The 17,756-nt window shown below is 72.6% G+C and carries 16 protein-coding genes and 1 pseudogene; 13 read left to right on the top strand and 4 right to left on the bottom strand.

Translation table 11 applies throughout. From position 1 onward, the window contains the following. Positions 1-55: 55 nt before the first annotated feature. Positions 56-226, bottom strand: coding sequence for a hypothetical protein (locus ABFX46_RS08575; RefSeq protein ID WP_203596397.1), 171 nt, complete (start codon positions 224-226; stop codon positions 56-58). Positions 227-422: 196 nt separating this feature from the next. Here ABFX46_RS08575 and ABFX46_RS08570 point away from each other — a divergent pair, with 196 nt between their 5' ends. Next, a complete protein-coding gene (locus tag ABFX46_RS08570; protein ID WP_346040812.1) occupies positions 423-1,175 on the top strand; it encodes a response regulator in 753 nt (250 codons plus the stop codon). Further along, complete coding sequence (locus ABFX46_RS08565; RefSeq protein ID WP_346040811.1) at positions 1,172-2,287, top strand: sensor histidine kinase; 1,116 nt, start codon at positions 1,172-1,174, stop codon at positions 2,285-2,287. Before ABFX46_RS08570 ends, ABFX46_RS08565 begins: the two co-directional genes overlap by 4 nt. Here ABFX46_RS08565 and ABFX46_RS08560 read toward each other — a convergent pair. After that, positions 2,284-2,649 carry a hypothetical protein gene (locus tag ABFX46_RS08560; protein WP_346040810.1) on the bottom strand — a complete coding sequence of 122 codons (366 nt, stop codon included), beginning with the start codon at positions 2,647-2,649 and terminating at the stop codon, positions 2,284-2,286. The genes ABFX46_RS08565 and ABFX46_RS08560 overlap by 4 nt on opposite strands. A 221-nt stretch (positions 2,650-2,870) precedes the next feature. Here ABFX46_RS08560 and ABFX46_RS08555 point away from each other — a divergent pair, with 221 nt between their 5' ends. The 3 genes and pseudogenes from ABFX46_RS08555 to mptB all read left to right on the top strand — a co-directional run. Beyond that, positions 2,871-3,206 carry an STAS domain-containing protein gene (locus ABFX46_RS08555; protein WP_207923771.1) on the top strand — a complete coding sequence of 112 codons (336 nt, stop codon included), beginning with the start codon at positions 2,871-2,873 and terminating at the stop codon, positions 3,204-3,206. A 143-nt stretch (positions 3,207-3,349) separates the two neighbouring features. Further along, on the top strand, positions 3,350-4,081 hold the full coding sequence (locus tag ABFX46_RS08550) for a glycosyltransferase family 2 protein (protein ID WP_346040809.1): 732 nt from the start codon (positions 3,350-3,352) through the stop codon (positions 4,079-4,081). Beyond that, positions 4,078-5,232, top strand: a pseudogene (gene mptB, locus ABFX46_RS08545) (polyprenol phosphomannose-dependent alpha 1,6 mannosyltransferase MptB); the annotation flags it as partial. The gene ABFX46_RS08550 and the pseudogene mptB, both read left to right, overlap by 4 nt. 178 nt (positions 5,233-5,410) lie before the next feature. Here the strand turns inward: mptB and ABFX46_RS08540 are convergent. Beyond that, positions 5,411-7,663, bottom strand: a complete 2,253-nt coding sequence (locus ABFX46_RS08540; RefSeq protein WP_346040808.1) for a hypothetical protein — start codon at positions 7,661-7,663, stop codon at positions 5,411-5,413. 53 nt (positions 7,664-7,716) lie between these two features. Here ABFX46_RS08540 and ABFX46_RS08535 point away from each other — a divergent pair, with 53 nt between their 5' ends. From ABFX46_RS08535 to serS, 8 genes are all read left to right on the top strand, one after another. Further along, complete coding sequence (locus ABFX46_RS08535) at positions 7,717-9,021, top strand: glycosyltransferase 87 family protein (RefSeq protein ID WP_346040807.1); 1,305 nt, start codon at positions 7,717-7,719, stop codon at positions 9,019-9,021. Next, on the top strand, positions 9,021-9,476 hold the full coding sequence (locus ABFX46_RS08530; protein WP_163055740.1) for a DUF4446 family protein: 456 nt from the start codon (positions 9,021-9,023) through the stop codon (positions 9,474-9,476). The genes ABFX46_RS08535 and ABFX46_RS08530 overlap by 1 nt, the downstream gene beginning before the upstream one ends. 92 nt (positions 9,477-9,568) lie before the next feature. After that, a complete protein-coding gene (pheA, locus tag ABFX46_RS08525) occupies positions 9,569-10,510 on the top strand; it encodes a prephenate dehydratase (protein ID WP_346040806.1) in 942 nt (313 codons plus the stop codon). Positions 10,511-10,568: 58 nt separating this feature from the next. Then, positions 10,569-11,291, top strand: a complete 723-nt coding sequence (locus ABFX46_RS08520) for a DsbA family oxidoreductase (RefSeq protein ID WP_346040805.1) — start codon at positions 10,569-10,571, stop codon at positions 11,289-11,291. Between the two features lie 85 nt (positions 11,292-11,376). Then, positions 11,377-12,972, top strand: a complete 1,596-nt coding sequence (locus ABFX46_RS08515; protein ID WP_346040804.1) for a hypothetical protein — start codon at positions 11,377-11,379, stop codon at positions 12,970-12,972. 28 nt (positions 12,973-13,000) lie between these two features. Beyond that, positions 13,001-14,638 carry a hypothetical protein gene (locus ABFX46_RS08510; RefSeq protein WP_346040803.1) on the top strand — a complete coding sequence of 546 codons (1,638 nt, stop codon included), beginning with the start codon at positions 13,001-13,003 and terminating at the stop codon, positions 14,636-14,638. A gap of 14 nt (positions 14,639-14,652) precedes the next feature. Next, a complete protein-coding gene (locus ABFX46_RS08505) occupies positions 14,653-15,459 on the top strand; it encodes a class I SAM-dependent methyltransferase (RefSeq protein WP_346040802.1) in 807 nt (268 codons plus the stop codon). A 53-nt stretch (positions 15,460-15,512) separates the two neighbouring features. Next, entirely contained in the window at positions 15,513-16,772 is a 1,260-nt protein-coding gene (gene serS / locus ABFX46_RS08500) for a serine--tRNA ligase (protein ID WP_346040801.1), read from the top strand. A 50-nt stretch (positions 16,773-16,822) separates the two neighbouring features. On the opposite strand, the gene ABFX46_RS08495 is transcribed toward serS, so the two are convergent. Then, a complete protein-coding gene (locus tag ABFX46_RS08495; RefSeq protein ID WP_346040800.1) occupies positions 16,823-17,701 on the bottom strand; it encodes a tyrosine-protein phosphatase in 879 nt (292 codons plus the stop codon). Between the last annotated feature and the right edge of the window lie 55 nt (positions 17,702-17,756).

Raw genomic sequence — 17,756 nt, 5'->3', positions numbered from 1 at the left:
TTATCCGGCATCATGCGGTCACCGGCGACGCCCCGCAAGGGGATTGAGCTGCTTGCTAGTGGCTTTTGGACATTTTGGACACGACGGTTACGGCGAGTACCACGACGACGGCGACGAGTCCGATGAAGAAGAAGAACTTCAGCATCGAGATGACGGCGCCGATGACGGTCATCGCCAGCCATACCGCGAGCACCACGCCGATGATGGTCAGGATCGTCTTACCCATGCCTCCACCGTATGCGCCCGCCCCGCGGAGGTCATCACCCTTGGGAACGAGCCCGGACGGCCCTCGCCCCCACCGCACGGCGGACCCCGACCCTGACGTCCCCGGCAGCGTCACCCTGACCCGTCTCAGGGGCCGAGTCCTTACAGGGTGGTGACGGAATCCCGGGGCGGCGCCGGCGGCACCGTAGCGTTGAGGGGTGAACTCCCCGATCCCCTCCGGGCGCGTCCTGGTGGTCGACGACGATCCGGTGGTGGCCGACGTCGTCGCCCGGTACCTGACCCGCGACGGGCACGAGGTGGTCCGGGCGGCGGACGGGCCGACCGCCCTGCGCAGGGCGCTCGACCATCCGCCGGACCTCATCGTCCTCGACCTGATGCTGCCCGGCATGGACGGCCTGGAGGTGTGCCGCCGGCTCCGCGAGACCTCGACCGTCCCGATCGTGATGCTGACGGCGCTCGGCGCGGAGACCGACCGGCTCGTCGGGCTGGAGACCGGCGCCGACGACTACGTGACGAAGCCGTTCAGCCCGCGCGAGCTGGCGCTGCGCGTCCGGTCGGTGCTGCGCCGGGCGCGCGGCGCGCTGGTGCCGACCGGGCCGTCCGGGCCGCTGCGCGAGCCGTCCGGGCCGCTGCGCGACGGCGACCTCGTCGTGGACGTCGGCGCGCACGAGGCGGGGCTGCGCGGCGAGCGGCTGGCGCTCACGTCCCGCGAGTTCGACCTGCTGGCGTTCCTGCTGCGCAACCCGCGCCGCGCGTTCACCCGCGACGAGCTGCTCGAACGCGTCTGGGACTGGACGTTCGGCGACTCCTCCACGGTGACCGTCCACGTCCGGCGGCTGCGCGAGAAGATCGAGGACGACCCGACGGCCCCCCGCCGCATCGTGACCGTGTGGGGCGTCGGCTACCGCTACGAACCGGTCGCGCCCGCGGCGGCGGAGGACGAGTCGTGATCCCCTTCGAGGACCTGCTGTGGGTCATCTGGTACGCGGCGCTCGCCGCGTTCACCGTCGCGGCGGTGGCGCTCGCCGCCCTGTACGCGCTGCGCGGCCGCTCGGTCGCCACCCAGCTGATCGTGGTGGGCGTCGCGACCGTGCTGGCGACGATCTCCGGCATCATCGTGATCTCGTTCATGATGATCCTGAACGACCATGACCGGGCGGTCGTCCTCGCCGTGGTGACGTCCGCCGGCGTGGTCGCGATGGCGGTGTCGGTGCTGCTGGGGCGCCGCCTGGTGGCCGCGAACCGCACGCTCGTGGAGGCCGTCCGGGCGGACTCGTTCCGTCCGCCGGCCGCGCGGCTGCCCGCGGAGCTGGCCGAGCTGTCCCGCGAGCTGGAGGCCGCCTACGCGCGGCTGGCCGCGTCCCACGAGCGCGAGCAGGCCCTGGAGGCGAGCCGCCGCGAGCTGGTCGCCTGGGTGAGCCACGACCTGCGGTCCCCGCTCGCCGGCCTGCGCGCGATGGCGGAGGCCCTGGAGGACGAGGTCGTCGCCGACGACGACACCGTCCAGCGCTACCACGGCCGCATCCGCGTCGAGGTGGAGCGGCTCACGGAGATGGTGGACGACCTGTTCGAGCTGTCCCGGATCCACGCGGGGGCGCTGCGGCTGTCCCGCGAACGCGTCGGCCTCGCCGACCTGGTCGCGGAGGCGGTCGCGGGCGCCGAGGCGCTCGCCCGCGCCAAGGGCGTGAAGCTGCGCGGCGACGTCCGCGAAGGGCTGCCCGTGCAGGTGGACGCGGGCGAGCTGGGCCGGGCGCTCCGCAACCTCGTCGTCAACGCGATCCGGCACACCCCCGGCGACGGCGCCGTCCTGATCATCGGCGAGGTGCGCGAGGGGGAGGCGCGGGTGACGGTCGCCGACGCGTGCGGCGGCATCCCCGAGGACGACCTGCCGCGCGTGTTCGACGTCGCGTTCCGCGGCGAGGCGGCCCGCACCCCCGGCGGCGGCGCGGGCCTCGGCCTCGCGATCGCGCGCGGCATCGTGGAGGCGCACGCCGGGCGGATCGGCGTCGCCAACGAAGGCCCCGGCTGCCGCTTCGAGGTCCGCCTCCCGCTCACGGCCTAGGTGTCGATGGCGTCGGAGATCGTGCGGAAGGTGGGGCACGGCCAGCGGGACATGCAGGCCCGGCAGCGCCGGATGGGGCGGTCGGGGTCGCTGGTGATGCCGCCGGCCTCCTGCGGGCGGTGCAGGTCGAGCAGCCGGACGCCGAGGTCGGCGAACGCGATGACCTCCTCCCGGGCGCCGGCGAGGAAGGCGAGGTCCTCGCGGGACAGCCGCGTCCGGACGGGGACGAAGCCGTTCCGGTTGACCAGCCGGTACAGCACCTGGGTGGACGTCCGCCACGAGCTGGACTTCGCCGAGCGGGTCCGGATCGCCTCCAGGCGCTCGCGCAGCCGGGTCTCTCTCGGATCGGCCTTCTGTTGCACCCGCTCAGCCTCTCTCACTCCGGGCCCGCGTGCGGCGCGAACCGCCTAGATCGCAGGGCGGGTCCGGCGCCGCCGCAAGGCTGAAATCACGACAATACCCTCCGTAGTTCGCAAAGCGTATGGGGCTGGCAAGCTACCGACACGCCCAGGAAACGCCCACGCCACACGGGACTTGGCGAACAGCCTGGCTCCGGCGCCGTTCGCGAGATAGTGTGCCGGACGTGGAGCTAAACGTCTCGACCGCGTCTCAAGGAGGTCACGCCGTCGTTACGGCGACCGGCGAACTGGACCTGTACACCGCACCCAGGCTGCAGGCGGCCCTCGCGGGGCTGCTCCGCGAGCAGGTCACCCGCATCGTGGTCGACCTGAGCGGCGTCGAGTTCTGCGACTCGACGGGCATGAACGTCCTGCTGTCGGCCATGAAGCGGCTCAAGGAGCAGGGCGGCGCGCTGGAACTCGCCGCCCCGCGCCCGGCCGTCCGGCGGATCCTGCAGGTCACCGGGCTCGACACCGTCTTCACCGTCACGGAGAAGGCCCCGGTGCTGGACGCCGGCTGACCCGCCGGCGGCCGGACCACCGACCGAGTGGCGGCCTGCGGGGTGAACCCCGGGGGTCGCCGCGCGGGCGCGCCGGTAACGGTTCGCGGCGGCATGCCGCGCCGCACGCCCGTCCGGGCCCGTCCCCGACTACCATCGCGGATATGCAGGACGTAGCGGTGATCATCCCGGCCAAGGACGAAGCCGACCGCATCGCGGCCACCGTCAAGGCCGCGCAGGAGCTGCCCGGCGCCGGCCTGGTCGTGGTGGTCGACGACGGCTCCGCCGACGGCACCGGCCGGGTGGCCCGCGAGGCCGGCGCGAAGGTCGTGCGGCACAGCCGCAACCGCGGCAAGGGCGCCGCGATGGAGACCGGCGCCGAGGCGGTCCGGCTCCTCGACGATGGCCGCGACCAGCCCCGCCACCTGCTGTTCCTCGACGCCGACCTCGCCGAGACCGCGCGCGAGGCCGCGCCGCTCGTGCGGCCCGTCCGGGCCGGCGACGCCGACATGACGATCGCGGTGTTCACCACGACCGTGAAGCTCGGCGGGCACGGGTTCGTGGTGCGGCTGTCCCGCGAGGGCATCCGCCGCGCCACCGGCTGGGAGCCGGACGCCCCGCTCAACGGGCAGCGCTGCCTCACTCGCGCCGCGTTCGACGCGGCGCTGCCGCTCGCCGCCGGGTTCGGCGTGGAGACGGCGCTCACCATCGACCTGCTGCGGCAGGGGTTCCGGGTGCGGGAGGTGGAGGTGCCGCTCGCGCACCGCGCCACCGGCACCGACTGGCGCGCCCAGCTGCACCGCGGCCGCCAGTTCCGGGACGTGGCGCGGGCGCTCGCCGTCCGCGAGCCGGCGGTGGTGCGGCGACTCGGCCGGATCCGCGGCAGCCGCCCGTGACCCGTCGTCTCGGGACGGGCGGGCTGTGGGGCATCGGGGTCGGCATCGCCTGCTTCCTCGGCACCGCCCTGCTGGGCCCGTCGGTGTTCGAGCCGGATCTGGAGGGCTCCCGGGGGCAGCCGCCGTACTCGCTGGTCGTCCATCCGTCGCCGTACCTGGTGATCGGGCTGGTCGTCGCGGGGATCGTCGCGAGCACCGCCGGGCTCGCGCTGTGCTTCGCCGCCGTCCGCAAGGGCTGGCGGGTCCCGGCGCGGCCGCTGGTGATCGCCGGGCTGCTGGCGGCGGCCGCGTTCATGGTCATGCCGCCGATCGGGTCCACCGACCATCTGAACTACGCCTCCTACGGGCGGATGGCGGCGACGGGCCACGACCCGTACGTGACCAGCGCCGACGACCTGTCCCGGGACCCGGTCGCCGGGGCGCCCGAGGAGTGGCGGACGACGCCGTCGGTGTACGGGCCGATCGCGACCGGCGAGCAGGCGCTCGCCGCGTGGATCGGCGACGACTCCGTCCGGCTGACCGTGTTCGTCATGTCCGTGGCGAACGTGCTCGCGTTCGCGGTCACGGCGCTGATCCTCTACCGGACGTCCACGACCGGGGAGCGGCGGCTCCGCACCGCGCTGCTGTGGACGTGCAACCCGCTCGTGCTGTTCCACCTGATCGCCGGCGCGCACAACGACGTCCTCGCGATCGCCCCCATGGTCGCCGCGCTCGCCGTGTTCGGGCGGCATGCCGGATGGGTGCGCGCCCTGGCCGCGGGCGCGCTCGCCGGGGCCGGCGCCGCGATCAAGCTGCCGGCCGCGCTCGTCGCCGGCGGGCCCGCCCTGGCGCTGCTCCGCGAGCGGCGATGGCGGTCGCTCGGCCGCCTCGCCGCGCTGGCCGCCGGCGCGGCGGCCGTCACGGCGGCCTCCTACGCGCTCGCCGGGCCGCATGCGCTCGACCAGGTCCGCGAGGCGAGCAACATGGTGTCGTTCGCGACCCCCTGGCACCTGCTGGACGAGTCGCTCGGCAAGGGCTCGCAGCGCGACGTCATCAAGACGGGCGCGATGATCCTCGGGCTGGTGCTGTTCCTGCTGCTCGTCCGGGCGCTGCCCGACGAGGAGGGGCAGGAGCAGCGGCGCTACGCAGCCGCGATCGTCCTCGCCTGGCTGCTCGTCGCCCCGTACGCGCTGCCCTGGTACGACGGGTTCGGCTGGGCGCTGCTGGCGCTGCTGCCCTGGACCCGGATCGACTGGATCCTGCTCGCCCACACCGCCGCGCTCAGCCTCGCCTACCTGCCGGCCCGCGCCCCCGCCCGCATCCGGCTGCCGGACGACCTGGAGTGGCTGTTCACCGTCGTTCGGCCGATGGTGATTCCGTGGACCCTCCTGGCGATCCTGCTGGCGCTGGTGGCGGCGTGTCTGCGTTCCTCAGGTCGATCTCCAGCGACCGCAGCCCGGCCGCGAGCATCAGCGGGGTCGCCAGGCTGAACGCCACCGACAGGATCACCACGCCGGAGTCGTTCACCAGCGTGCCGATGACGCCGACGGCCAGCGCGCAGATCAGCGCCGGGCGCATCGACAGGCTGTGCTTGTAGGCGCCCTGCAGCAGCGACACCCGCCACCGCGTCGGCCGCGCCAGCACGAAGAACAGGAACACGACGGCGGCGGCGACCGCGAGCGTGTACGGCCAGTACCCGAGGCTGTTCAGCATCGCGTTGAACTTGCGGGTGACGATGCCCCAGGCGTCCCCGTCCATGAGGTCCTGCCAGAAGCGGCCGAGGTGCGTCGGGTTGGCGCTCCGCGCGTTCAGGTAGGAGATGAACAGCACGATCGCGGCGCCCGCCGCGAAGAAGATCCCGAGGCGCGGCGCCGACACCCGCTGCCCGGCGACCATCAGGCCGAGCATCGCGAACGCCGGGACGATCGCGAGCACGCCGCCGAAGTCGCTGCCGAACGCGGGCAGCCCGTCCACCAGGACGGCGAACACCCCGATCACGGCGACGATCCCGACCGCGACCGCCTTGCGGCCCTGCCGCAGCGGCCACTCGGTCAGCCACGCCGCCGTCAGGATCGCGGCGACCGCGAACAGCGAGAACGCCTGGTTGCCGAAGCCGTAGAACCGGCCCGCGACCAGTGCCGTGTACCCCATCAGGGTGTTGAGCTGGAGGTTCGAGCCCGTCATCACGTCCAGCGCGAGGACGGCGGTCGTCACCCCGGTGATCGCCAGGCCGGGGACGACCACCGACCGGCGCCAGGGGCCGGCGAGCGCGACGCCCGTCAGCAGCCCGGCGAAGCCGAGCACCGTGCAGATCAGGACGGGCGTCGGATGCTCGGCCCGCCACCACGGCAGCAGCCCGGCGAGGAAGGACGCGCCCGGCGCCGCCCCGCCCAGCAGCGCTATCACGCGGGTGCCGCCCAGTATCCGCGCCCGCGACCGGCGGTCGCCGCCGAGGCGCCGCAGCGCGACCACCGCGATCCCGTACAGGACGAGCTGCGTCGCGAACAGCACCCAGTAGAACGACGTCTGGACGCTCCGGATCGCCTGCGCGGCGACGTCCTCGTCCACGAGCGCGTCGACCCGCTCCAGCGCGGACGCCTTCGACGGCTGCGCCTTCCACACCGACCCGACCGCCTGCTTCGGCTGCGGCAGCCCGAGCAGCTTCAGCGCGGTCGCGGTGACGTCGGTGAGCGTGACCAGCCCCTCCTGCCGGGTGGCGCTGGAGGTCATGAAGCCGGGCCCGTACCCGTCGCCCGCCGCGATGGCGACGCGCAGGTGCGGGACGGTGCCGATGTCCGACAGCCCGGCCAGCAGGATGGTCGTGCCCTGCGGGACGCCCTTCACGACCTGCGCGACCCGGCGGTCGGCGGCGGCCGCCGCGGCGGCGCGCTTCTTGTCCGAGAGCGGGATCTGGTCGCCGTGCGGGTCGACGCCCGCGTCGATGTAGGCGCGGAACAGGTCGTCGACGTCGACCGCCGCGAGCGGGCAGCGCGCCCAGTCGGCGGCGGTGACCTTGTCGGGGGAGGCGACGTAGCGGTCCACCCGGCCGCCGCCGTTGCCGACGCCGAACACCGCGCCGGGGCCGACCGCCAGCGTGCAGCCGCCCGCCTTCTGCACGGCGTCGCCGAGCAGCCCGATCTCGGCGTGGTAGTTGGTGCCCGCGTTGTCGCTCTTGATCGCGGGCCAGCCGGCGGCGATCGCGCCGCCCGCCGGCGGCGGGCCGGTCGGGGAGTCCTGGCCGGGCAGGATCGGCGCGGCCGGCAGCGCGCAGTCGCCGTGCGGCAGCCGCGACCGCTGCCCCGCCGACACCGACAGCCAGCCGTCGGTGGGGCAGGTGTTGACGCGGGTCGTCCGGACGCTGAGGCCCGCCGCCGACCCGCCGGCCGTCAGGTCCCACAGCGCGGGGGTGCCCTGCCGGGTGACGTCGCTCCACATGAGCCCCGGCACCCCGACGATCACCACGCGACCGGTGGCGGCGGCCGTGCCGGCCGCCGGGGCGGCCGCGGGGGCGTCCGCGTGCGCGGGGGCCCAGCCGAGGACCCCGGTCAGCGCCGCGGCGAGGGTCGCGAGGAACACAGCGATCTTCGTTCCCCGGGGCATCATGGCGATCAGGCTACAAGAGGCCCACCACTGTGCAGGGGCCATATCCTGCGGCTGTGGACGGATCGATGGCGCGGCAGGCCGGTGCTGCCCGGGGCGGACGCCTGCACTGGCTGCTCGTGTGCGCGGGGGCCGCCGTCGCCGTGCTCGCGGTCGTGCCGATCGTCACCCGGTGGCTCGGCAACCCGCCCGACCAACGCCTCGTCGACCTGGAGGTGTACCGGGAGGGCGGCCTCGCCGTGCTGCGCGGCGCGCCGCTGTACGAGTTCCTCACGCAGCCGCCGCAGCTGCTGCCGTTCACCTACCCGCCGTTCGCCGCCGCGCTCGCCGTCCCGTTCACGCTGCTGCCCTGGCGGGCCGCGCAGTGGACGTGGGTCGTGCTGATCTACGTCGCGCTGGCGATCGTGGTCTGGTACGCCTTCCGCGACCTCATCCGCCGGACGGGGCGCTGGGCGCCGCTCACCGCCGGCGTGCTGTTCGCCGCGATGGCGTGGCTCGACCCCGTCCGCGACCAGGTCCGCTTCGGCCAGGTCGGGCTGTTCCTGCTGGCCATGTGCCTCGCCGACTGCTGCGCCCGCACGCCCCGCTGGCCGCGCGGCGCGCTCATCGGCCTCGCCGTCGCGATCAAGCTGGTGCCGGGCGTCTTCCTCATCTACTTCCTGCTCACCGGGCGGCGGGACGCGCTGGTCAACGCGGTGCTGACCGCCGCCGCCGCGACGCTCGCCGGGTTCGCGCTGCTGCCCGCCGACTCGTCCGCGTACTGGTTCGGCGCGCTGCTGCAGGGCGGCGACCGGACGGGCGCGGTCGACGGCACCACCAACCAGGCGATCAACGGGATCGTCGCGCGGATCTTCGACGAGGGCCCGGTGCGGACGCTGGTGTGGCTCGTCCTGGCGCTGATCGTCGCGTACGCCGGTTTCCGCTGGGCGCGCCGCGTCACCCTCGCCGCCGACGAACTCACCGGGACGGCCGCGTCCAGCCTGCTGCTCGGGGCCGTCGCGATCGTCGGGCTGCTGTCGGTCGTGCTGTCCCCTGTGGGATGGATTCACCACCTTGTCTGGATGATCGCGGTCATTGGTGCTTTGGCCGGTGACGGGCGGGACACGCGAAGATGTCTGCTCGCGCTCGGCACCTGGTTCTTCTTCCTGTGGCCGCTGCCCTGGTGGGGACGGAACTGGATCGGCCCAGAGCACTCCGCACCGGCGGAATTCGGCGGCCAGGTCCTGCGCGACTCGTTCGGCCTCGCCGCGCTCGCGGCCATGGCGCTGCTCGGCACCTGGCTGGTCAAAAGGGTGAAACCGGACGTGGATCAGGGGGATCCTTCGCAACCGAAGGCCGAGGTGGGTACGCTCGCCCCGTGATGCTAGTCGCGGTGGCCGTAGCGGGCCTGGTCGCCGGTGTTGCGGGGCTGTCCATCGCGGTGGTCGCGCACAACCGGGTGAACCAGGTCGTCGACGAGTGCGGGGAAATGCTCAGGCGCCAGCTCCAGGTCGCCAGCGGATCGGTGGACGAGCGCGCGCTGCGCGACCTCGCCATCGTCCACTACGACGCGCTGAAGGAGATGTCCGGGCACCGGTCGTTCTCCCTCGCCCTGATCAACGCGGTCGGGGACGGAGTGGTCGTCAGCTCCATCAACGGGCGCACCGAGACCCGGACGTACGCCAAGGTCGTCCAGGCCGGGCACCCGGTCGAGACGCTCTCCCCCGAGGAGAGCCACGCGCTGCGCGCGGCCCGGCTCGGCAAGGGCCCGGTCGTGTCGCTGGACGACCCGCTCGCCGACTTCGGCAGCGGCGACCGCACCTCCGCCCGCGCCTGACGCGCCTCGGGGGCGCACGGGCCGCACGGGCTTTACCCGCAGGGAAGTAAACTCGGCGTGTTTCCGCACACCACTCGCCCCGGGGGACTCTCGTGACCGCAGACGACAGGCCAGCGCGCTACGCCTACCTGGGTCCGCAGGGCACGTTCACCGAGGCCGCGCTGCTGACCCTCCCGGGAGCGGCCGAGGCCGAGCAGGTCCCGTGCGCCACCGTCCCGGCCGTCCTGGAGGCCCTCCGCAACGGCGAGGCCGACACGGCCGTCGTCGCGCTGGAGAACTCGGTCGAGGGCTCGGTCCCCACCACGCTGGACGAGCTGGCCACCGGCGAGCCCCTGCAGATCGTCGGCGAGATCACCCTGCCGGTGTCGTTCGCGCTGCTCGTCCGCCCCGGCACGGCGCTGGACGACATCAAGACCGTCGCGTCCCACCCGATCGCGCAGCCGCAGTGCCGCCGCTGGCTGCTGGAGAACGTCCCGCACGCCGAATGGCGCGCCGCCACCTCCAACGCGGAGGCCGCGCAGCACGTCGCCGACGGCCACTACGACGCCGCGCTCGCCGGCTCGTTCGCCGCGGCCCGCTACGGGCTGTCCGTCCTCGCCGAGGACATCCACGACGTCGCCGACGCCGTCACCCGCTTCGTCGTCCTGAACCGCCCCGGCCCGCCGCCCGCCCCCACCGGCACCGACAAGACGACCGTCGTCGCGTTCATCGGCGAGGACCACCCGGGCGCCCTGCTGGAGATCCTCACCGAGTTCTCCGTCCGCGGCATCAACCTGACGCTGATCCAGTCGCGCCCCACCGGCGCCGGCCTCGGCTCCTACCTGTTCTGGATGGACTTCGAGGGCCACGTCTCCGACGCCCGCGTCGGCGAGGCCATGATGGGCCTGCGCCGCGTCTGCGCCGACGTCCGCTTCGTCGGCTCCTATGCGCGCGCCGACCGCGTTCGGCCGGACATCCGCCGCGGCACCCGCGACACCGACTTCACCGAGGCCGCCTCCTGGCTCACATCGATCCGCACCGGCCGCCCGTCCTGAAACAGAACCGGACCTGTGCGTGTTGCATGCGGGTGACGCCGAAGAGAAGGGTGCCCCCGTGCGAGTTGAGATCTGGTCCGACGTCATCTGCCCCTGGTGCTACATCGGGAAGCGGCACTTCGAGAAGGCCCTGGAGGGGTTCGACCACCGCGACCGCGTAGAGGTCGTGCACCGGTCGTTCCAGCTCGACCCGTCCTTCCCCGCCGGTGAGACCGTCGACGTGGCCGACATGCTGGCGGAGAAGTACGGCATGACGCGCGAGCGGGCCGTCGAGATGAACCGGCAGATGGAGCAGCGCGCCGCCGGCGTGGGCCTGGAGTACCGCCTGGAGGGCGGCCGCGCGGGCAACACCGCGGACGCGCACCGGCTGATCCACCTCGGCGCCGAGCGCGGCGTGCAGGACGCGGTCGTCGAGGCGCTCTTCAAGGCCCACTTCACCGACCGCCGCTCGGTCTTCGACCACGACTCCCTGGTGGAGGTCGTGGCGGAGGCGGGCCTGGACGAGGCCGAGGCGCGCGAGGTGCTCGCGTCCGACCGGTTCGCCTCGGACGTGGACGCCGAGCAGCGCGCGGCGCGCGACATCGGCGCGACCGGCGTCCCGTTCTTCGTCATCGACCGCCGCTACGGCGTCTCGGGCGCGCAGCCGACCGAGACGTTCGCGCAGGTCCTCGACAAGGCGTGGGCGGAGGCCAACCCCGCGCTGACCACGGTCGGCGACGACGCCGCCACCTGCACCGACGACGCCTGCGCCGTCCCCGCGGACGACCCTTCGCCCAGGTGACACAAACCGGTCGGCGGGGCCGGTAAACCACTAGTGGATCTTGGACGTCAACTCCACACCAGCAATCAGTGGAGAGGTCCCCCCTGTGCGTCGCTCTTCGGCCATGCTCGCCACCACCGCCCTGACGGCCGCGCTCTTCACCGTTCCCGCCACCGCCGCTCACGCGGACGTCACCGACCTCAGGGCGACCACGGTGTTCGACCGGCTCGACCCCGACCGCATCGCGACCGTGACGGTCACGGCCAAGTCCGCGAGCGGCGTGACCGACGTCCGCGCGAACGTGCGGTATCCGAACGCCCAGTCAGAGGTGTACGCGACGCTGGCGTTCGAGCGCGTGGCCGGCACCGCGAATGACGGCACGTGGCAGGCGCGGTTCCATCCGGACGTGGAGACCCGGCCGGGGAACAGCGCCATCGAGGTGCTGGTCACGTCCGCGGACGGCGCCACGGCGACCGGGTACACGGGCCTCCTCGACTGCTACGTGACGTCCATGGCGGATGTGACGACCGGCCCCGACGTCATCGACGCGGACCGGCCGATCGTGACGACCGCCGGCCGGGTCATGGTGCAGAAGTCGCGCGATGCCGCGCTCGCGCCCGTGCCGAACGTGCTGGTCGAGGGCCTGACCGACGACACGACCGGGCCGGACGGGTCGTTCAGCGTCACGAGCGACGCCCGCAACACCCTCTACGTCCGGATGTTGCGGCAGGGAACGTACTGCTCGACGGCCACGTACGGCACGATGCCCACTGTTGCGAAGCAGGCGACGCAGACGTCCGCGCGGACGACCACGCCGCAGCCGGTCGCCGTCGGCACCAAGGTGTCCGTGGAGGGCACGGTCCTCAGGAACGGTGCCGTCGGCCTCGTCCCGGCCGCGGGTGCGACCGTCGACATCTACCGCGACTACGGGAACGCCGGGCAGCGGCTGCTGGCGATCGGGTACGCGTCCGAGGACGGGACCTTCCAGATCTCCGCCACTCCCGACAAGTCCGGCCCGCTGACCGCGGTGGTCCCCGACACCACCTTCCTGACGGGCAGCCAGGCGGCCGCCGGCGCGGTGGACGTCCGCAGGCCCGTGCAGATCGTCGAGGGGAACGCCTACCCGGAGCCGGGGCGCTACGGTGACGCGCTCGACGTCGTCGGGAAGCTGGTCAGCGGCGGGAACGGCGTCGCCGGCGTCCCGATGATCATGGAGTTCTCCACGGACCGCACCACGTGGAAGAAGATGGCGACGGCCACCACCTACTCCGACGGGTCGTTCCACCTCACGACCTACGACTCGAAGAAGGACGGGTACTGGCGCGCCCGCTACGCGGGCAACGCCGAGTACATGCCGGCGGTGAGCGGCACCGACTACATCGACATCAAGTACCGGACGCAGTGGTACAACTTCAACGCTTCGCCCGAGCCGGTGAAGAAGGGCGCGACCATCACGGTCAAGGGGCAGCTCTACCGGTTCCGCGACACGGCCGGCCCCGGGCCGCACGCGCCGGTCTACGTCTACTTCAAGCGCGCCGGAACGACGACCTACACGCAGGTCGCGACCGCGACGACCGATGGCAACGGCTGGTTCAAGAAGACCTTCAAGGCGTCCGTGGACGGCACCTGGATGGCGGTCTACAAGGAGACCGGCGGCTACCTGAAGTCCACGTCACAGGGCGACTTCGTCGATGTCAAGTGACGCGTTCCCCCCGAGAATGGAGGTCCCTGTGCGGCGTTTAATCGCCCTGCTCACGGTCGTGGTCACGACCCTGGCCCTGGCGTCCGTCCCCGCGACCGCGGCGGCGGAGTACCTGCGGGCACGCGCCGTCCGCTTCCCGACGCCCGGCGCCACGACGAAGATCGAGGTCGCGGCCGACTCGAACATCGACATCACGAAGGTGCGCGCCGTCGTGCGGGCGTACGCCGGCGGCCCGGCGGAGACGCTCACGGCGGACGACTTCGAGCTGGTCGACGGCACCGCGGCGGACGGCGTGTGGCGGACGAAGTCCGCGGTCACGGTCGACCAGGGCCGCTGGTGGGTCGACATCGAGCTGACCAACGCCGACCGGACCGTCATGTACAAGCAGCGCGCCACGATCGACAACGGCCTCGACACGGTGATCACCGACTTCAAGGTCACTCCGGACGTCGTGGACGCCGACCACCCCGAGGTCACCTACACCGGACGGCTGATGAGCCGTACCGCCGGCGGTGACCTGGCACCGGTGCAGGGTGCCGCGCTGGTCCTGTCCGGCGGGGACGGGGCCGACCCGGCGATCACCGGAGCGGACGGCTGGGCACGGGGAACCGTCGACTTCACCTGGTCGGGCAACGCGCTCTTCCGCTATGCCGGAGGTTTCCTGTACCGGCCCACCACGAGCACGGCGGTTCCGGTCTATCTGCGGGAGCTTCTCACCCGGGTCACGGTGAGCGTCCCCGACCGCCTGGTCGTGGGCGACCAGGTCACCCTCAGCGGGCGCCTCGAACGGGAGGACCGGCAGGGGGCCTGGGCGCCGTTGGCGGGCAAGCAGGTCATTCTCCGGTTCGCCCCGGCGACCGGTGGCGACGCGAGGACGGTCGCGACCGCGACGACCGACGCCTCCGGCGACTACAGCGCGAAGGCGACCGTCACCGAGGACGGCACGTGGTCGGCGCAGTTCGCGAAGGACCGGGTCGCTCAGCCCACTGACTACCACTTCTACATCGGGTCCGAATGGTTCGCCGAGCCCCGGGAGGTCGCGCACCGGACGGCCATCACCGGTGGGAACGCGGGACCCGAGCCCGTGGGCAAGGGCGAGATGGTCACGGGGACCGGGCGCGTGATGAACAAGCTGGCGGACGGCCGCTGGGTCCCCAACCCGGGGACCGCGTCCGTGCAGCTCCAGTTCTCCACCGACCGCAAGAAGTGGAGCGCCAAGGGCGCCGCCGGTGTCTGGCGCGACGGAACCTTCGACGTCCAGGGCCGCGCCGACCGCGACGGGTACTGGCGCCTGGTCGTCCTCCGGGACAGCTCCAGCGAGCCGTCCGTCAGCGGCACCGACTACATCGACGTGAGGTACCGGACGCGGATCTTCGACTTCAACGCGGCCCCCGAGCCGGTGAAGAAGGGGCGCACCATCACCGTGATGGGGACGCTCTACCGGCAGACCGACAAGTGGAAGCCCTACGCGTCCAAGACGATCAAGTTCTACTTCCTGCCCAAGGGCTCGTCCAAGTGGGTCTACATGGGTTCGCAGAAGACCGACCGCATCGGCCGTTTCCGGAAGGGGTTCAAGGCGTCCAAGGACGGCACGTGGCGCGCCTACAGCGGCGTCGCGACCAGCTACGCCAAGACCTACCGGGACGACTACGTGGACGTGCGCTGACGTAGGCTGCCCTGGTGGGCAAGGACTTCGATCTTTACGAGCGGGAACTGTGGGCCGGGCGGGCCCCCGCGTACGAGCGGGGGTTCGCCCGGCTCACCCGTTATCTGGTCGGTCCGCTGCTGGACGCGGCCGGGGTGACCGGCGGGACGCGGTTCCTCGACGTCGGGACGGGCCCCGGGTTCGTGTCGCGGGAGGCCGTCGGCCGCGGCGCCGAGGTGTCGGCGATGGACGCCGAGGAGAGCATGGCGGAGACCGCCCGCCGGAACGTCCCCGGCCTGGACGTGCGGGTCGCCGTCCTGCCGGAGGTGCCGTTCGAGGACAGGTCGTTCGACGCGGTCGCCGGGAACTTCGTCATCAACCACGTCGGCGACCCGGGCGCGGCGATCGGGGAGCTGCGGCGGGTGCTGCGGCCCGGCGGCGGGCTGGCGCTGTCCTGCTGGGTGATGCCGGGCAGCGGGGCCCTCGGGATCGTCCGGGAGGCGATCGAGCAGGCCGGGGTGGCGTGGCCCGACGACATCCCCGAGTCGCCGTTCGTCGAGTACGGCGAGGCGGTCGCGTTCCGGCGGCTCGTCGCGGACGCCGGGCTCAGCGACGTCGCGGTCGAGGAGGTGACCTGGGAGCACGTCGTCGACCCCGAGGAGTGGTGGGAGACGGGCGCGCTGTCCAGGGTCGGCACCAACGGCGTCATCGTCGGCCGGCAGGACCCGGAGACCGTCGCCCTGATCAAGGACGCCTACGACACGATCATCGCCGACTACGGCGTCGAGGGCGGCAAGGTCGCCCTGCCCGCCCACGCCCTGCTGGCGAGCGGCGTCCGCTGAAACCGCGGTTATGCGCGCGCGAGGGAAGGTGCCGTAACGGTAGCCTCGGGTCTGTGATTGACCTGCGAGCTCTTCGAGAGGATCCGGAGCGGCTGCGCGCGTCGCAGCGCGCCCGCGGTGAGGATGACGCCGTCGTCGACCGGCTGCTCGACCTGGACGGCAGGCGCCGCTCTGCGCTGACGTCGTTCGAGCAGCTCAGGGCGGAGCAGAAGAGTTTCGGCAAGTCGGTCTCCAAGGCCAAGGGCGACGAGCGCGACGCGCTGCTCGCCCGTGCGAAGGAGCTGTCGCAGCAGGTCAAGGAGCTGGAGGCGGAGGCCGACCGGCTCGGCGAGGAGCTCGACGCCGTGCTGAAGGGCGTCCCGAACCTCATCGAGGAGGGCGCCCCGCCCGGCGGCGAGCAGGACTTCGTCGTCCTGGAGCACGTCGGCGAGCCGACCGCGTTCGACTTCGAGCCGAAGGACCACCTGGAGCTCGGCGAGAGCCTCGGCGCCATCGACATGGAGCGCGGCGCGAAGGTGTCGGGCGCGCGGTTCTACTACCTGACGGGCGTCGGCGCGCGGCTCCAGTACGCGCTGCTGAACCTCGCCATGGAGACGGCGATCGGGAACGGGTTCGTCCCCATGTACCCGCCGGTGCTGGTGAAGCCGGAGGCGATGGAGGGCACCGGGTTCCTCGGCGCGCACGCCGCCGAGGTGTACCGGCTCCCGGCGGACGAGCTGTACCTGGTGGGGACGTCGGAGGTGCCGCTCGCCGCGTACCACATGAACGAGATCATCGACGAGCTGCCGCGTCGGTACGTGGCGTGGTCGTCGTGCTTCCGCCGCGAGGCCGGCTCCTACGGCAAGGACACGCGCGGCATCATCCGCGTCCACCAGTTCGACAAGGTGGAGATGTTCTCCTACTGCGACCCGGCCGACGCGCACGCCGAGCACCTGCGCCTGCTGGACTGGGAGAAGGAGATGCTCGCCAAGGTCGAGATCCCGTACCGGGTGATCGACGTGGCGGCGGGCGACCTCGGCTCCAGCGCGGCCCGCAAGTACGACTGCGAGGCGTGGGTGCCGACGCAGAACACCTACCGCGAGGTCACCTCGACGTCGAACTGCACCGAGTTCCAGGCGCGGCGGCTCGCGGTCCGGCACCGGGACGCGGACGGCAGGAACCAGCCGGTCGCGACCCTGAACGGCACGCTGGCGACGACCCGCTGGATGGTGGCGATCCTGGAGAACCACCAGCAGGCCGACGGCTCGGTGCGCGTCCCTGAGGCGCTGCAGAAGTTCCTGGGGCTCGATGTCCTGGAGCCGGTCAAGCGCTGACCTTCGCTCAACCGGGGCCCGTCCTGCCTTAGGACGGGCCCCGTTCGCGTCTATTGCACGAGGCGTGCGCGGAGGGCCTGCTGTGTGGCGGCGTCGATGCCGAGGCCCTGGGTGAGGAACGCGTCGAAGGTCCCGTAGTCGCGCTTGATCTGGTCGAACGCGGCGTCCAGGTACGAGGCTCGGACGGTCAGGAGGGGTTCGATGAGCGCCGGGTCGATGCCGTACTTGGCGAGTTCGGCGAGTTCTTCCTTGTTCTTGGCGGCGAGTTCCTCGTTGGAGCGCAGGTAGTCGTCGTACACCTGCGCCTTGTCCACGCCCAGGAGCGTCAGCAGGATCGCGGTCATCACGCCCGTCCGGTCCTTGCCCTCGGTGCAGTGGTAGAGGACGGCGCCCTGCCCGGACGCGATGCGCCGCAGCGTGTCCGCGAACTGCTCGCGCGAGGCGGGGTCGTGGACGAAGCCGCGGTAGGAGAGGGCCATGAACTCGCCGGGCTTGTCGTCGGCGAGGATCGCCTTGAGGACGTCCGGCATCAGTTCCAGCAGCGTGAGCGAGACGACGTCGATCGGCGCGGCGACCGGCGCGGTGCCGGCGGGGAGGCGGTCGGGGCCGTCCAGCATCACTTCGAGGCCGGACCGGAAGTCGACGGACGCCGTGAGGCCGAGCCCTCCGAGCTGGGCGATGCCCGCGGGCGTGACGTCGCTGAGGGACGCGGAACGGTAGACGAGCCCGCTGCGCACACGGCGTCCGTCGGCGGTCGTGTAGCCGCCCACGTCGCGGACGTTGACGGCGCCGTCGACCTGGACGGACGCCGGCGTGAAGGCGGGCGCGGCGACCGGTGCGGCCGACGCCTGGACGGGGACGGTGAGCGGACTGAGCACGAGGGCGCCCACGAGGGCGGCCGACGCCAGCCGGGGGAATCTGGCGACCATGGAAGACCTTCCGCGCGACTGCGAACGTGAAGAATCTTCAACCCGGACCGGGCGA

Origin of the sequence: Actinomadura chokoriensis (genome assembly GCF_039529475.1) — a bacterium.
Classification (GTDB): domain Bacteria; phylum Actinomycetota; class Actinomycetes; order Streptosporangiales; family Streptosporangiaceae; genus Spirillospora; species Spirillospora bangladeshensis.
Note: the sequence above shows the minus strand (reverse complement) of the source record. Positions and strands in the feature narration are given on the sequence as shown.

Coding starts and splice junctions, on each gene's coding strand:
- ABFX46_RS08575 (WP_203596397.1), bottom strand. CDS start 226: ATGGGTAAGACGATCCTGACCATCATCGGCGTGGTGCTCGCGGTATGG.
- ABFX46_RS08550 (WP_346040809.1), top strand. CDS start 3,350: ATGCAGGACGTAGCGGTGATCATCCCGGCCAAGGACGAAGCCGACCGC.
- ABFX46_RS08540 (WP_346040808.1), bottom strand. CDS start 7,663: ATGATGCCCCGGGGAACGAAGATCGCTGTGTTCCTCGCGACCCTCGCC.
- ABFX46_RS08530 (WP_163055740.1), top strand. CDS start 9,021: ATGCTAGTCGCGGTGGCCGTAGCGGGCCTGGTCGCCGGTGTTGCGGGG.
- ABFX46_RS08495 (WP_346040800.1), bottom strand. CDS start 17,701: ATGGTCGCCAGATTCCCCCGGCTGGCGTCGGCCGCCCTCGTGGGCGCC.